At 72.6% G+C, this 14,475-nt stretch carries 13 protein-coding genes; 6 read left to right on the forward strand and 7 right to left on the reverse strand.

Going from position 1 to position 14,475, the window contains the following annotated elements:
* Positions 1 to 22: 22 nt before the first annotated feature.
* A complete protein-coding gene (locus ACFV7R_RS18900) occupies positions 23 to 226 on the reverse strand; it encodes a hypothetical protein (RefSeq protein ID WP_385264589.1) in 204 nt (67 codons plus the stop codon).
* Between the two features lie 9 nt (positions 227 to 235).
* Positions 236 to 874, reverse strand: coding sequence for a 2-phospho-L-lactate guanylyltransferase (cofC, locus tag ACFV7R_RS18905; RefSeq protein ID WP_385264591.1), 639 nt, complete (start codon positions 872 to 874; stop codon positions 236 to 238).
* Between the two features lie 143 nt (positions 875 to 1,017).
* On the opposite strand from cofC, the gene ACFV7R_RS18910 reads away from it, so the two are divergent.
* The 3 genes from ACFV7R_RS18910 (at position 1,018) to ACFV7R_RS18920 (ending at position 4,322) form a co-directional block, all read left to right on the forward strand.
* Positions 1,018 to 1,878: a lysophospholipid acyltransferase family protein gene (locus tag ACFV7R_RS18910; RefSeq protein WP_385264593.1), complete on the forward strand. Its 861-nt coding sequence runs from the start codon at positions 1,018 to 1,020 to the stop codon at positions 1,876 to 1,878.
* Complete coding sequence (locus ACFV7R_RS18915; RefSeq protein ID WP_129801549.1) at positions 1,875 to 2,885, forward strand: NAD(P)H-dependent glycerol-3-phosphate dehydrogenase; 1,011 nt, start codon at positions 1,875 to 1,877, stop codon at positions 2,883 to 2,885. Before ACFV7R_RS18910 ends, ACFV7R_RS18915 begins: the two co-directional genes overlap by 4 nt.
* A 279-nt stretch (positions 2,886 to 3,164) precedes the next feature.
* Positions 3,165 to 4,322, forward strand: a complete 1,158-nt coding sequence (locus tag ACFV7R_RS18920; RefSeq protein WP_385264594.1) for a D-alanine--D-alanine ligase family protein — start codon at positions 3,165 to 3,167, stop codon at positions 4,320 to 4,322.
* A gap of 17 nt (positions 4,323 to 4,339) precedes the next feature.
* Here the strand turns inward: ACFV7R_RS18920 and ACFV7R_RS18925 are convergent, their stop codons facing one another.
* Together ACFV7R_RS18925 and ACFV7R_RS18930 are read right to left on the reverse strand one after the other, a co-directional pair.
* Positions 4,340 to 4,840, reverse strand: coding sequence for a DUF3515 domain-containing protein (locus tag ACFV7R_RS18925; protein ID WP_385264595.1), 501 nt, complete (start codon positions 4,838 to 4,840; stop codon positions 4,340 to 4,342).
* Positions 4,841 to 4,860: 20 nt separating this feature from the next.
* Positions 4,861 to 5,094, reverse strand: a complete 234-nt coding sequence (locus tag ACFV7R_RS18930; RefSeq protein ID WP_003997603.1) for an Lrp/AsnC family transcriptional regulator — start codon at positions 5,092 to 5,094, stop codon at positions 4,861 to 4,863.
* 227 nt (positions 5,095 to 5,321) lie between these two features.
* Between ACFV7R_RS18930 and ACFV7R_RS18935 the strand changes: the two genes are divergently transcribed.
* On the forward strand, positions 5,322 to 6,284 hold the full coding sequence (locus ACFV7R_RS18935; RefSeq protein WP_129801546.1) for a thiamine-phosphate kinase: 963 nt from the start codon (positions 5,322 to 5,324) through the stop codon (positions 6,282 to 6,284).
* A complete protein-coding gene (thiD, locus tag ACFV7R_RS18940; protein ID WP_385264598.1) occupies positions 6,281 to 7,084 on the forward strand; it encodes a bifunctional hydroxymethylpyrimidine kinase/phosphomethylpyrimidine kinase in 804 nt (267 codons plus the stop codon). The genes ACFV7R_RS18935 and thiD overlap by 4 nt, the downstream gene beginning before the upstream one ends.
* Positions 7,085 to 7,212: 128 nt before the next feature.
* On the opposite strand, the gene rpmB is transcribed toward thiD, so the two are convergent.
* Complete coding sequence (gene rpmB, locus ACFV7R_RS18945) at positions 7,213 to 7,398, reverse strand: 50S ribosomal protein L28 (RefSeq protein WP_003993230.1); 186 nt, start codon at positions 7,396 to 7,398, stop codon at positions 7,213 to 7,215.
* 265 nt (positions 7,399 to 7,663) lie between these two features.
* Between rpmB and ACFV7R_RS18950 the strand changes: the two genes are divergently transcribed.
* The gene (locus tag ACFV7R_RS18950; protein ID WP_385264600.1) at positions 7,664 to 9,373 is read left to right on the forward strand and encodes a DAK2 domain-containing protein; all 1,710 of its coding nucleotides are present in this window, start codon (positions 7,664 to 7,666) and stop codon (positions 9,371 to 9,373) included.
* A 66-nt stretch (positions 9,374 to 9,439) separates the two neighbouring features.
* Here the strand turns inward: ACFV7R_RS18950 and ACFV7R_RS18955 are convergent, their stop codons facing one another.
* Positions 9,440 to 12,454, reverse strand: a complete 3,015-nt coding sequence (locus ACFV7R_RS18955; protein ID WP_385264602.1) for a tetratricopeptide repeat protein — start codon at positions 12,452 to 12,454, stop codon at positions 9,440 to 9,442.
* Positions 12,451 to 14,313, reverse strand: coding sequence for an HSP90 family protein (locus tag ACFV7R_RS18960; protein ID WP_385264604.1), 1,863 nt, complete (start codon positions 14,311 to 14,313; stop codon positions 12,451 to 12,453). The genes ACFV7R_RS18955 and ACFV7R_RS18960 overlap by 4 nt, the downstream gene beginning before the upstream one ends.
* Positions 14,314 to 14,475: the final 162 nt, after the last annotated feature.

Below are 14,475 nucleotides of genomic sequence, written 5' to 3' on the forward strand. Positions count from 1 at the left end.
GGGGCGGTTGAGCAGGGGGGTTTCAGAGCGTCTGGAGTGTCACCAGGGTGATCCGGGGGCTGTCCTCGGACCCCTCCACCTCGATACGCACCCGCTGCCCGGGCCGCAGCAGTCTGAGCCCGCCCGCATCGAAGGCGGCGGCGTCGAAAGGCACCGGAGTGCCGTCGTCGAGCAGCACCTGCCCGCTGCGCGTCTCGGCGTCGTAGGTGTATGCGGTGGCCTGCATGACGGCAGCCTACTGCCCCGGGATCAGCAACCGCGCTGTGGCCGCTGCCGTACGGGGTCCCACTCCGAGGGCGAGCGCCGCACGCAGATCGTCGCCGGTGTCCACGTCCTGGCGTACCGAATCCACGCCCCCGAGGCCGAGTTCCACCGCGCCGGATGCGCGATGGCGGGCCCGGGAATCCGTGCCGAATGCCGGGAGCAATTCCCGGCCCGGAGCGGCCGCCAGCAGTGTCGTACCGATTGCGGCCGCATCGGGGAGAAAGGCGCGCGGGAATTCCCCGGCCGCCTCCAGCACCCGGGCCAATTCCGGTGGGCGCAGGGCGGGAAGATCGGCGTTCAGGGCGGCGACGGGGATTTCGGGACGTTCGGCCCGGACGGTTGCCGCTCCGTGCGCCAGAGCGGCGTTCAGGCCGCCGCTCGGCTCGTCCGTGACGATCCGGGCGCCCAGCGCGGCCAGCTCCCGGCCCGCCAGGGCGTCGTCCGTGACAACTGCCACATCCCGCACCGCCGGGCAGATCAGCGCGGCGGCCACCGTGTCCTGCGCGAAAGCGAGGGCGAGGCCCGGGCGCAGCCCGTCGCCGGCGGCGTCGGAGAGCCTGCTCTTGGCCCGCGCCAGAGACTTCACGGGTATCACCAAGGTCCAGTGCACGAGCGTTCGTCCCTCTCTTGTCGCGGCCATTGTCACCCGGGCCATGGGGGCGGGCGGAGACTCGGGCGTACGGTGTTCTCGACAGACAGGCGGCCTGGGGCGACACTTGTGCGGCCCCCATGCCCTGGAAGGAAGGTGTCCGTGTGCCCCGCCGCAGAATCGGCTTCTGGTACCGCTTCGCCGCGGTGATCTGCAAACCGCCGCTGGTCGTTCTGCTCAAGCGGGACTGGCGTGGAATGGAGCACATTCCGGCCGCGGGCGGTTTTATCACCGTGGTCAACCATAATTCCCATGCCGACCCATTCGCGTACGCGCACTTTCAGTACAACACCGGACGGGTTCCGCGATTCCTGGCGAAGAGCGGGCTTTTCAGGAAGGGATTCGTGGGCGCCGCGATGCGCGGCACCGGACAGATCCCCGTCTACCGCGAGAGCACAGACGCACTGAGCGCCTTCCGGGCCGCGATCGACGCCGTGGAGCGCGGCGAGTGCGTCGCGTTCTACCCCGAGGGCACCATCACCCGCGACCCGAACGGCTGGCCCATGACCGGCAAGACCGGTGCCGCCCGCGTCGCGCTGAAGACCAAGTGCCCCGTCATCCCGGTCGCCCAGTGGGGCGCCAACGAACTGCTGCCGCCGTACGCCAAGAAGCCGCACCTCTTCCCGCGCAAGACCAGCCATGTGCTCGCCGGCCCGCCGGTGGACCTCTCGCCCTTCTACGGCAAGGACATGACCGCGGACGTCCTCAAGGAGGCCACCGAGGTCATCATGGCCGCGATCACCCGGCAGCTGGAGGAGATCCGTGGCGAGCGGGCACCCGAGACGCCGTACGACCCGAAGCGCGAACGCGTCGAGCAGCGGCGCCGGACCGAGGCGCAGACGCAGGCGCGGGCGCAGGCAGAGGTGCCCGCGCAGGCAGAGGCAAGGGCGCAGGGCAGGGCGGCCGGTCCGGCCGGTCGGGAAGTGGCCGGGCAGTTCGGCCGGGAAGAGGGGCAGGGGCAGTGAGCAAGCCGGTCAAGGCTGCGGTCTTCAGCGCGGGTTCGTGGGGCACGGCGTTCGGCATCGTGCTCGCCGACGCGGGGTGCGAGGTCACCCTGTGGGCGCGCCGCGCGGAGGTCGCGGAAGCGATCAACTCCAGCCGGACCAACCCCGACTACTTCCCGGGCTTCGAACTCCCCGAGAACCTGCGCGCCACCACGGACCCCGCCGAGGCCGCCGCCGGCGCCGACTTCACGGTGCTGTCCGTCCCCTCGCAGACCCTGCGCGACAACCTCGCCGCCTGGGTGCCGCTGCTGGCCCCCGGCACCGTTCTGGTCTCGCTGATGAAGGGCGTCGAACTCGGCTCCGCCATGCGGATGAGCGAGGTCATCGAGGATGTCGCCAAGGTCGGCCCGGAGCAGGTCGCCGTGGTCACCGGACCCAACCTCGCCCGCGAGATCGCCGCGCGCATGCCGGCGGCGGCCGTGGTCGCCTGCACCGACGAGGCGGTCGCCCGGCGGCTCCAGGCCGCCTGCCACACGCCGTACTTCCGCCCGTACACCAACACCGACGTCGTCGGCTGTGAACTCGGCGGTGCGGTCAAGAACGTCATCGGGCTCGCCGTCGGCATCGCGGACGGCATGGGGCTCGGCGACAACGCCAAGGGGTCGCTCATCACGCGCGGGCTCGCCGAGACCACCCGGCTCGGGCTCGCCATGGGCGCCGACCCGCTGACCTTCTCCGGGCTCGCGGGCCTGGGCGACCTGGTGGCGACCTGCTCGTCGCCGCTGTCCCGCAACCACACCTTCGGCACCAACCTCGGCAAGGGCATGACCCTCGAGGAGACCATCGCGGTCACCAAGCAGACCGCCGAGGGTGTCAAGTCCTGTGAGTCGGTGCTGGATCTGGCCCGCCGGCACGGTGTCGACATGCCGATCACCGAGACGGTCGTCGGGATCGTGCACGAGGGCAAGCCTCCCGTGGTCGCCCTCAAGGAGCTGATGTCGCGCAGCGCGAAGCCGGAACGGCGCTGAGCGCTCCGCGGGTGGTGCCGCGAAGGGAAGTGCCGCGAGGTGCCGTCGGTCGTCCGCGGCGCCGTCGTGGCTCGTCGCGCCCACGGTGGGGGTCCCCCCGCTCATGGGGGTCCCCCACGCGAGCGAAGCCGATCGTGGGGAAGAAGCCGAGAGCGGGGGAGGAGCCGCATGTCGACACAGTCCCCCGCCCCTTCAGGGCGCTGCCGAACCGCCGCCGACTCCGCCCCGCCCGGGGAGGCGCTAGGTCGGGGCCCTACCAACGGGTACCCTCATCGCGATATGAGCACCGAGAACCTCCCCCAGAGCCCTGAGCAGCCGTCTCGCAAGCCGCGCGTGGCCGTCGTGTTCGGCGGGCGCAGCTCCGAACACGGGATCTCCATGGTCACCGCCGGCGCCGTACTGCGGGCCATCGACCGGACGAAGTACGACGTCCTGCCGATCGGCATCACCCGGGAAGGCCGCTGGGTGCTCACCGCCGACGAACCGGAGCGCATGGCGATCGCCGACCGCCGCACGCCCGACGTCGAGGAGCTCGCCGAGTCGACCGAGGGCGGTGTGCTGCTCCCCGTCGACCCCGCGAGCCGCGAAGTCGTCTACAGCGAGCCCGGATCGGTCCCCAAGGCGCTCGGCGAGGTCGACGTGGTCTTCCCGGTGCTGCACGGTCCGTACGGCGAGGACGGCACGCTCCAGGGCCTCCTGGAGCTCTCCGGCGTGCCGTACGTGGGTTCCGGGGTGCTCGCCTCGGCCGTGGGCCAGGACAAGGAGTACATGAAGCGGGTGTTCGTCTCGTTCGGGCTGAAGGTGGGCCCGTACGTGGTGATCAGGCCGCGCGAGTGGCAGCTCGACGAGACCGGCGCGCGGCGCCGGATCGCCGAGTTCGCGGGGGAGCACGGCTGGCCGCTGTTCGTGAAGCCCGCGCGCGCGGGGTCGTCGATCGGCATCACCAAGGTCGAGTCCTTCGAAGGCCTCGACGAGGCGATCGCCGAGGCCCAGCGCCACGACCCGAAGATCATCGTCGAGGCCGCGCTGCGTGGCCGTGAGATCGAGTGCGGAGTGCTGGAGTTCGAGGACGGCCCGCGCGCCTCCGTCCCCGCCGAGATCCCGCCGCCGGACGCCCACGCGTACTACGACTTCGAGGCGAAGTACATCGACTCCACGCCGGGGATCGTGCCGGCCCCGCTCACCGACGAGCAGACCGCCGAGGTGCGCAGGCTCGCCGTCGAGGCGTTCGAGGCGGCGTCCTGCGAAGGGCTCGTCCGGGCGGACTTCTTCCTCACCGAGGACGGTGAGTTCGTGATCAACGAGATCAACACGATGCCCGGCTTCACGCCCATCTCGATGTACCCGCAGATGTGGCAGGCGAGCGGGGTGGCGTACGCGGAGCTGGTGGACCGCCTGATCCAGGCGGCACTTCGCCGCTCAACCGGACTGCGCTGACCGCCGCCGGACAGGTCCTAGTCGGCGATCCCCCTCGGGATCGCCTTCTTGACGGCCGAAGCCAGGTCGATGAGCACGGCGGACGAGTCGCGCCCCGCCGGCACGGCGACCTCGACGTACGCAAGACGATTGGCGGTTGTGAAGCGGTACGCCCCGTCGCCCGCGTCCTCCATCAGCCAGTCGACGCCGTTCACGCCCCCGGCCACCGCGTCGGGATCCCGCCCCTCCGCCACCTTCGGGTCGATCATCTTCGGCGGCCGTGCGACACCGCAGCGCAGTATGATCGCGGGGTTTCCCCAGCCCGCCGTGAGGACGGACCGGGGCTCGGGGTCCCGGCGCTCCAGACCGGCGACCTCACGCGGCAGCGCACCGTCCAGGTTCTGACACAGCTTGGTGACCTCTGTGTCCGGGCTGGGAACCGCGGTGCCCGCGCTGTCGTCTGCTGAGGAGCAGCCCGCGACGGTGATCAACAGGACGGACGCGGGCAGACCGATGAGCCGGTGACGGGAAAACTTCACCGGCCAAGGGTAGACGGGGGCTACAGATGGACGACCGGGCAGGTCAGGGTGCGGGTGATCCCGTCCACTTGCTGGACCTTGGCGACCACCATGCGGCCGAGGTCGTCGACGGTGTCGGCCTGGGCGCGCACGATGACGTCGTACGGTCCCGTCACGTCCTCGGCCTGGATCACCCCAGGGATCTTGCTGATCGTCTCGGCGACGGTCGACGCCTTGCCGACCTCCGTCTGGATCAGGATGTACGCCTGTACCACGGAACCTCCAGGGCGGCCACGAGGATCATGTGGGGAAAAGGAACGCCACGGTATCGCGTTGCCGCTCGCCGCGGGGAGACCTGCGGTGACCACGGCACACGCGCCGCGGTGCAGGCACGACGGATGTTGACGGTCGGGCGGGGCGGATCGGCGGTCACTTCGACCGTATCGAGGACACTGATGGCCCGCGACCGGGAACGCACAGGGACAGAAGGGGCGTAAGGGCAATGAAGGGCACTGTTGGTGAGCTCGGTGAGTTCGGGCTCATCAGGGAGCTCACCTCCCGTCTCACCACCACCCCGGCGGTGCGGGTCGGGCCGGGTGACGACGCCGCGGTGGTCGCCGCGCCCGACCGTCGGGTGGTGGCCAGTACCGACCTCCTCCTGGAGGGGCGGCACTTCCGCCGGGACTGGTCCACGGCGTACGACGTGGGCCGCAAGGCGGCCGCGCAGAACCTCGCGGACATCGCGGCGATGGGCGCCGTCCCGACCGCGCTGCTGCTCGGTCTGGTCGTCCCGGCCGAACTCCCGGTGACCTGGCCGACGGAGCTGATGGACGGCCTGCGCGACGAGTGCCAGGTCGCGGGCGCCGCCGTGGTGGGCGGTGATGTCGTACGGGGTGACACGATCATGGTGTCGATCACCGCGCTCGGCGATCTGCGCAACCAGGAGCCCGTGACCCGGGCCGGCGCCCAGCCCGGTGACCTCGTCGCGGTGACCGGCTGGCTCGGCTGGTCCGCCGCCGGCTACGCGGTGCTGTCGCGCGGGTTCCGCTCGCCGCGCGCCTTCGTCGAGGCGCACCGGCGCCCCGAGCCGCCGTATCACGCCGGTCCGGCGGCGGCCGCGTTGGGCGCGACGGCGATGTGCGACGTCAGCGACGGGCTGATCGCCGACCTCGGGCACATCGCGGAGGCCAGCAAGGTCCGCATCGACATCCGCTCCGGTGCGATCGACGTCCCCTCGCAGATGAACGACATCGGGCAGGCGGTCGGGGTGGACCCCCTGCAGTGGGTGCTCACCGGGGGAGAGGACCACGCGATCGTGGCGACCTTCCCGCCGGACGTGAAGCTGCCCGCCCGCTGGAAGGTCATCGGTGAGGTGCTCAACCCCTCGGCACTGCCGCAGGTGACGGTCGACGGGGCGGCGTGGGCCAAGGGCGGCTGGGACCACTTCGGGGACATCGAGTCATGAGCGCGCCGCCCAGAGTGCTGACCGTGGCCGGCTCGGACTCCGGCGGGGGCGCGGGCATCCAGGCCGACCTGAAGACGATGCTCGCGCTCGGCGTGCACGGCATGAGCGTGCTCACCGCGGTCACCGCACAGAACTCCCTCGGGGTGCAGGGCGCCTGGGAACTGCCGGTGGCAGCGGTGCGGGCCCAGTACCGCAGCGTCGTCGACGACATCGGCGTCCAAGCCGTGAAGACCGGGATGCTGGCCTCGGCCGAACTGGTCGAGGTGGTGGCCGAGTTGATCGGCGAGACGGACGCGCCCACGGTCGTCGACCCGGTGGGCGTCTCCAAGCACGGGGACCCGCTGCTGGCGGCCTCCGCGCTGGATTCCGTACGGACGAAGCTGCTGCCGGCGGCGACCGTGGTGACGCCGAACCTCGACGAGGTCGCCCAACTGACGGGTGTACGGGTCGAGTCGGAGGCCGACCTGCGCCGGGCCGCGGCGGCCGTGCTGGCGTACGGACCGACCTGGGTCGTGATCAAGGGCGGGCATCTGCCCGGCGACGCCGTGGATCTGCTCACCGACGGCTCCGAGGAGCACTGGCTGCGCGCGCCCCGGCACGACAACCGGCACACGCACGGGACGGGCTGCACCCTCGCGTCGGCGATCGCGTCGCAGCTGGCGAAGGGGCAGTCCGTGCCCGAGGCGGTGGCGGCGGCCAAGGAGTACGTCACCGGGGCGATCGCGGCCGGGTACGCGCTCGGTGGGGGGATCGGGCCGGTGGACCATGGGTGGCGCTTCCGGGCGGGCGGCGGCGCGTAAGCGCTTGCCCTCGGCTCGATGCCCATGGCCGCGGAATCCGCTTCGGGCACAGCAGAGAGCCGGTCCACACGAGGTGGACCGGCTCTCTGCAGCGAACCAGCAGTGGCCGCGCGCTTAGCAGCTGTGCGTCAGCGCGAGACCTTGCCGGCCTTGATGCACGAGGTGCAGGCGTTCACGCGCTTCGGCGTCCCGCCGACCACGGTACGCACACGCTGGATGTTCGGGTTCCAGCGGCGGGACGTACGGCGGTGCGAGTGCGAGATGTTGTTGCCGAAGCCCGGCCCCTTGCCGCAGACGTCGCAGTTGGCAGCCACGGGTCACTCCAAAGACTTCAGATGCACTTACGGTTGATCCCGGCATGCCGGGATCAAGATCTCAGGCTCTTGCGAGCGATCTGATATCTGAGTGGCGTTGCCAGGGGAATAGCCCGATCAGGATCGGGCAACCGGAGCAGCATACAACGGCTGCGCCCGTACAACGAAACTACCACGACGGCTCAGGCGTCCGCCCCCGCCCTCTTCCGCCGGGCACCGGCCCCAGGGCTACGCTGCGTCCGACGTCCAGCTCAAGGAGGCGCAGGTGGCGCAGGTGCCGCAGACATTCTTCGATGCTCTGGCGGTGCGTACCTGGTGCGGTCTCGCGCTGGAGGCGCTGGGACGCGCGCGTGAGGAGATCGACGCGATCAACGTGTATCCCGTGGCGGACGGGGACACCGGCACCAATCTGTACCTGACCGTCGAGTCGGCGGTCGCCGCGGTGGAGGCGGTCTTCGCCGCGCACGAGGTCGGTTCCGGGGATACCGGGGGGCCGTCGCTGGCCGAGGTCACCCGCGCGATGGCCCACGGGGCGCTCATCGGGGCGCGAGGCAACTCCGGGACGATCCTCGCGCAGCTGCTGCGCGGTATGGCGCAGCAGCTCGTCGACGGTGAGGACGCTCACATCGACGCCCAAGGGCTGCGGCTGGCGCTGCGGCGCGCGGCCGACTCCGCCCGCCAGGCCGTGGCCCACCCCGTGGAGGGCACGGTCCTGTCGGTCGCCTCGGCCGCCGCCGACGCGGCCGGTGGAGCCGAGGGCGACTGCGGGACGGTCGCGCGGGCCGCCTACGAGGGGGCGCGGGCCGCTCTCGCCGCGACCCCGGGACAGCTGGCCGTCCTCGAGCGGGCCGGGGTGGTCGACGCCGGAGGACGCGGGCTGGTGGCGGTGCTGGCGGCGCTGGTGGAGACGTTCACGGGGGAGGTGCCGGGCACGGTGGCGGTGTCGGCTTCCGTGCGGCACGCGCGCGTGGGGTCCGACACCGGGCAGGCCCCTCGGGGCGGACCGGGTGCCGACGATGCGGCGGAGTGCGCGGACGGGGTGACGGAGGGCGGTCCCGCGTACGAGGTGATCTACCTCCTGGAGGCCGACGACGCATCCGTGGCGCGGCTGCGGCAGCGGCTCGACGTGCTCGGGGACTCGCTCGTGGTCGTCGGCGGGGACGGGCTGTGGAACGTCCATGTGCACGTGGACGACGCCGGCGCCGCCGTGGAGGCGGGTGTCGAGGCCGGGCGGCCGTACCGGATCCGGATCACGCACTTCGCGGCCGACGACGTGCACACCTCTCGCGGGGAGCGGCCGGCCCGGGAGCGGGCCGAGCGAGCCGTGGTGGCCGTCGTACCCGGCGAGGGCCTGGCCGGGCTGTACGCCGAGGCGGGCGCGACGACCGTGCTCGCGCGCCCCGGGGAGCCGCCCGTGAGCGGGGAGCTCGTCGAGGCCGTACGGCGGGCGCACGCGCGCGAGGTCGTCCTGCTGCCCAACGACGCCGAGCTGCGCCACACCGCGGCCGCGGCGGCCGAGCAGGCCCGTGCGGAGGGCATCCGGGTGGCCCTCATCCCCACGCGCTCCGCGGTCCAGGGCATCGCGGCGCTCGCGGTGCACGAGCCGGAGCGCCGCTTCGACGAGGACGTCGTGTCGATGACGTCGGCGGCGGGCTCGACCCGCTACGGCGAGGTCGTCGTCGCGGAACGCCAGTCCTGGACCATGGCCGGCATCTGCCAGGCCGGTGACGTCCTCGGCCTCATCGACGGGGACGTCGCGGTGATCGGGTCGGACGTCACCGCCACCGCCGAGTCCGTCCTCGACCGGATGCTCGCGGCCGGCGGGGAACTGGTGACCCTCGTCCTCGGTGACGAGGTTCCCGAGTCCGTGGCCGAGCGTCTGGAGGCCCGGGTGAGGGAGGCGTATCTCGCCGTCGACACGGTGGTGTACCGGGGTGGACGGCAGGGGGCGCTGCTGCTCATAGGGGTGGAGTAGGGCCCCTCGGTGGAGTCGGGCCCATCGGTGGAGGGCCCGTTGCTCCCCGCCTCCGTGGGGTTTCGTTCAACGATCCTCCTGTTCCTCCGCCACCCGCAGCAGCTGTTCGGCCTCTGCCCGTCGCGCCCGAGCGACGTCGGTCTCGTCGACGGCATCCGCGTACGCGGCCAGTACGGCACGCGCGCGTGCAGCCGCCTCCGCGCTGCGGCCCAGGTCGGCCGCCAGCCAGCCCGCGGCGAGTTCGGCACCGGTACGGCTGTGCACGGCGGCGTCCCCGAGCGAGGCGAACACCGCGACGGCCTGGGCCACTTGGGCCAGGGCCTCCGCGAACGCGGCCTGGATCGAGCCGTCCCCGGCGTCCTCGGCGGACGAGCGGGCCAGCAGGTCGCCGAACTGGCGGTGCGTGTCGCCCAGTTCGGCGGTCAGCCGCTGCTGCGCGTCCTCGTCGGCCGTGGCATCCAGCGCCCGCTCGCACTCGCCGAGGGCGAGCGTCATCAGCTCCCGTGCGGTGTCCGTGCCGTCCTCCGTGCGCAGGGCGAGCCACGCGCGGGCGCGCAGCGAGCGGACCAGGCCGTGGACGTTGCCGAGGGAACGCCACAGGTCGCCCGCGCGCGCGTACGCCCGGTCCGCCTCGGTGGGCAGCCCCGCCTGTCCGAGGGACTCGGCGGCGAGGTGGGCGAGGGTCGCGTGGTCCTGCTGCTCGGGCCAGTGCCGGGCGATCTCGGCGGCCTGCAGTCGGCGCTCGGCGGAGGCGCGGTGCTCCCCGAGCTCGCTGAGGCAGTCGCCGAGCCACCACTGGGTCTGGACGATCGCGCCGTCGCCGTGCGTCTCGGCGGTCAGGTCGAGCAACGCCGACTCCAGCACCTCGGCGGCCTCGGCGCACCGCCCCTGCCGCAGCAGGAACCCGCCGAGCAGGTGCCGGGCCCAGGCGCCGAACGTCGGGCCCTCGCCGGCCTCGTCGGCCCAGTGTGCTGCCTCCAGAGCGTGCTCGGCGGCCTCCGCGGACTCGTCGCTGCCGCCGAGGACCTCGGCGAGCTGCAGGTGCAGCTGGGTCCGGCCGGTCGCCTCCAGGTGCGGTCCGCCGTGCTCCAGGGCCGCCTTCAGCGCCCGCTCGGCCTCCGCCATGTCGCCGAGGTGGTGGGCGAGCCCGGCCAGCCGGGCCTCGTACTCCACCGCGAACCACGGCAGCCCCGCGTCGACGTACGCCGCCGAGGCCTGCGCGAACAGTTCGGCGGCGGCCTCCAGATCCCCGTGGTGCACCGCGAGTTCGGCAAGCATGGCCCGCGCCTCGGCGGCCCGTGCGGCGAGCCGGACGTCGTCCCCGGCCTGCCCCTCCACGAGCGCGAGCACCTCCCGCGCCGCCGCCTCGGCCGCGGCGAGGACGGCCTCCTGCGAGGAGCCGGGGGACGGTACGGCGTCGGCCTCTGCGGCAACGCCGGCCTCCGGCGCCCCGGCGGCCTCGTCCGCCTCCTGCACCCTCCGCATCAGGATCCGCGCCCGCCCCATCAGCACGGACGCGGTCTGCCGGACGCCCGTGGCACCCTCGGCATACAGGGCGAGGACCCGGTTGTAGGGCTCGGCGACGGCCTCGACCGCCTCGGCGACCCGCCCCCCGAGGGCACGTACGTACGCCGCACGCGCGCGTGCCGCCAGCGCCTCACCGGGGTCGCCCGCCTCGGCGTACAGCTCGGCGGCGCGTTCGAAGAGCTCGGCGCCCTCGGGTCCGAGGTCCATCGCCCGGTGATCGGCGATCTCCGCGCGGTCACGGGCGTCCAGGCCGACGCCCTCCGCGGCCCGGGCGACGGCCGCCCAGGCCTCGACGGCGTTCGGCTGCAGGGCATCCGACAGGCGGCGCGCCTCGGCCAGCAGCGCGGCCAGGTCCGGCTCGTCCGCGCCCGCGGTGGGCGAGGACGCGACCGGGGCGGGGGCCACGGACGCCGGGACCGACCGTACGCCCGCAGACAGCCGTTCCGCGCGCACGCCCAGGGCGAGCCGCTCCACCAGCGGCCGCTGCCCCATCCGCGCGCGTGCCCGCTCACTGACGTGCGACGTGCCGTTGCGCTGGTCGAAACGCGCCGCCAGGGCGAGGGCCTCCGCGCGCGCGTGGGCGGCCAGTCCGCGTGCGTTCCAGGTCCGGCCGGCCGGTCCCGGTACCTGCTGATCGCCCAGGCCCAGCTCGGTGAGGCGGTCCATGAGCAGGCTCACCACGCTCATGAACTCCATTCGGCTGCGCGGATGCCCGGTGTCGGTGAAGTACGCCGGCCGCTCGGCCAGCAGCTCCAGACCGCGTGCCTCGTTGCCGGTCAGCGCGCAGAACTCGACATGGTCGGCGTACGCGCCCCGCATGCTCTCCATGGCCCGTACGAGCCGGAAGCCGCGCAGATGGTGGGCGCGTGCCTCGTCCAGGCGGCCCAGCCGCAGCAGGGGCACAAGGGAGGACGCCAGCGTGGTGTGCGGCTCGTGGGCGCAGGTGAACTCGCCGTCCAGCACCGGACCCCACAGCTTCAGCGCCTCGGCGTCCGCGCCCCGTTCCGCCTGCCACCAGCCCTGACCCTGCAGCTCGCATGCGTGGCAGTCGGCCATCCTGTCCCGGTCCGCGGCCAGCCACGCGGCGTACGCCCGCTCCGCCCGCTGCACGTCTCCGACATGCGCGGCCACGCTGAACTCGGCGCTGCGCACGGCCCGTTCGGAGTGACCGGCGAGGCGGTAGCGGCGCTCCATCTCGCCGAGCCACTTCTCGATGGAGGCCAGCGGGATGTGCGGCTGGTCGAGCATGCCGGACGACATCCACTTGAAGACCCAGTGCAGGGAGTGGGTCTCGTACTCGTCGAAGTCCTCGGGCCGCTCGTCCCACATGCGCAGCAGACGCGCGAAGGGGACGAACATCTTGTCTTTCTCGGAGCTGTAGTTGTAGACCTTCAGCTGGTGTCCGAGCACCTCGATCACGGCGAGCGGGATGCCCAGCTTCTCGGCCTCGGCGAGCAGCTGTTCCGCGCGCGCGTTGCGGGCGGGGCCCTCCGGCTGCTCGGAGTTCTCCGCCATCGCCCGGCGCAGCGCGTCGAAGTCGGTGATCTCACTCATCGGTGACCGTCCCCAGGGGAGTCGGAGTCGCTGTGGGTGGCCCATTCGAGGAGGCCGATGAACGCGCGGTTCAGCAGCGCGGAGTCGGCCGGCCGCAGCGGGCGCTGCGCCATGAGCAGGGCCTGGCCGTACAGGGACTCCGTGGCGGTGCCCACGAGCTCCGGTTCGTTCAGTGAACTGATCCGGCGGATCAGCGGGTTGAGGTGGTTGAGCACCAGACGCGCGCGTGGGGTGCTGCCGCGCAACGAGCCCAGGATGCCCGCCCACAGGTCGTCGGCCTGCTCCTCCGCCTCCGCGCGGGCCTGCTCGTGCCGGGCCGCCCGGTCGTCCAGATGCAGTGCCGGCACGGACAGGGGGTGGAAGGCCCGCAGGACCACGTCACAGCCCAGTGGGTCCAGGGTGGCCCGCGCGGCCGCCAGAAAGCCCGAAAGGGCCAGCTCCTCGGCCGGGTCGACGGCATCCAGGTGGGCGGTCACCGTGTCGGCGTCGAGCTCGGCCACCACGGTGCCGGGGCGGACCGAGGGCAGCGCCTCGACCAGTTCGCTGTCGTACGTGTAACCGCCGTTGACGACGCCGATGCCCTGCGCGGACGCGATCGGGGCGACCTGCCGGTACTCCTCGACGGTGCGCGTGAAGTGCACCACCGGGTGCCGCAGGGCGAACTCCTCCAGTGACAGCTGCCCGTCGGTCGTCTCGAAGGGCAGCCACGGCAGCATCGTGCGCAGCATCTCCCTGTCGTGCCGCGCAAGGGACTTCACGCCCAGATGGTGCACGGACAGGAACGCCGCCAGCCGCTCCGGATCACCGGCGGCAAGACCCGTCAGCCAGGACCGGATCCGCTCGCCCAGCGCTTCCCGTACGGCGGCCAGCGTCTCGTCCTCGTAGAGCGACTCGCGTGACGCCGTGGGCCGCAGGCTGTCGGTGTCGAGCACACAGCGAACGAAGAACGCCCAGTCGGGCAGCAGCTGTTCGGCGCGCTCGGTCAGCAGCATGCCCTTGAGATGGACCCGGTGCCGGGCGCGCTGCGCCGGGCTGACCGCGGAGGGCAGGACGTACGCCACACCGCGGATGCCCGCGAGCGGCACGTTGAGGTCGATCGAGTCCAGCGGCGTGAACCCGAACAGCCCGTGACAGTGCCGCGCCAGGGCCACCCTCCGGGTGGCGGGGGAGGGGTACGGCCGGTTCCAGGGCGCCGGAAGGTCGGCGACCGCCTCGTCGCCCACCCGCACGTCGTACGGCAGCAGCGACCCGAAGTCCCGCGCCAGCGCCAGCACCCGCTCCTCGGCCAGCCACTCCCCGGCCCCGGCCCGTGCCACCAGGTGCACAGTGGTCCCCGGTTCGGGACGGGCCTCGTCCGGCAGCGTCCGCACCGTGTACGAGCCGTCGTCGGTCGCCGTCCACTCCACGGGCCGGGCGTCGGGCGTGCGGGCGCTGCGGCTGACGACCCGGATCCGCTCGGCGACGACGAAACAGGCCAGCAATCCGATGCCGAACTGCCCGAGAAAGTCGGAGCGCACCTCCTGGATCCCCTCGGCACGCTTGGAACTGCGGCCGATGGTCGCCAGCAGGCTGTGCACATCGGCCTCGGTGAGCCCGACACCGGAGTCCTCCACCCGCAGGGCGCCGCCCCCGGCGTACAGCCGCACCCGCGCCGGGGCGTCGGGCTGTCCGGCCCGCCGGGCGGTGATGGCGTCGACGGCGTTCTGCAGCAGCTCGCGCAGATAGACCTTCGGGCTGGAGTAGAGGTGATGGGAGAGCAGATCCACCAGACCGCGCAGGTCGACCTGGAACGTATGAGGTGAAGGGGCTGACTGGGATGCCTGTGATGCCTGTGATGACTGTGAGGTCTGGGAGTCCATCGTCACAGCGCCGGTGGGGGGACGACGTCGGCGCGGGGTCGGGCGGTCCGGGTGAGGCCGTGACCGCGAAAGGATGGCCGGGGCGCGCCATCCTAAAGCCCCAGCAAGCCGTCTGACCAGGGGTTTCCCGAGACGTATACGGCTGCGCGCCCGGGACCGCTA

The sequence above is a fragment of the Streptomyces sp. NPDC059866 genome (assembly GCF_042731325.1).
Lineage (GTDB): Bacteria > Actinomycetota > Actinomycetes > Streptomycetales > Streptomycetaceae > Streptomyces > Streptomyces flavusporus.

Bases quoted from the DNA above. Each gene is read 5' to 3' on its own strand.
- ACFV7R_RS18955 (WP_385264602.1), bottom strand. From the start codon at position 12,454: ATGAGTGAGATCACCGACTTCGACGCGCTGCGCCGGGCGATGGCGGAG.
- ACFV7R_RS18920 (WP_385264594.1), top strand. From the start codon at position 3,165: ATGAGCACCGAGAACCTCCCCCAGAGCCCTGAGCAGCCGTCTCGCAAG.
- ACFV7R_RS18960 (WP_385264604.1), bottom strand. From the start codon at position 14,313: ATGGACTCCCAGACCTCACAGTCATCACAGGCATCACAGGCATCCCAG.
- ACFV7R_RS18935 (WP_129801546.1), top strand. From the start codon at position 5,322: ATGAAGGGCACTGTTGGTGAGCTCGGTGAGTTCGGGCTCATCAGGGAG.
- ACFV7R_RS18900 (WP_385264589.1), bottom strand. From the start codon at position 226: ATGCAGGCCACCGCATACACCTACGACGCCGAGACGCGCAGCGGGCAG.
- thiD (WP_385264598.1), top strand. From the start codon at position 6,281: ATGAGCGCGCCGCCCAGAGTGCTGACCGTGGCCGGCTCGGACTCCGGC.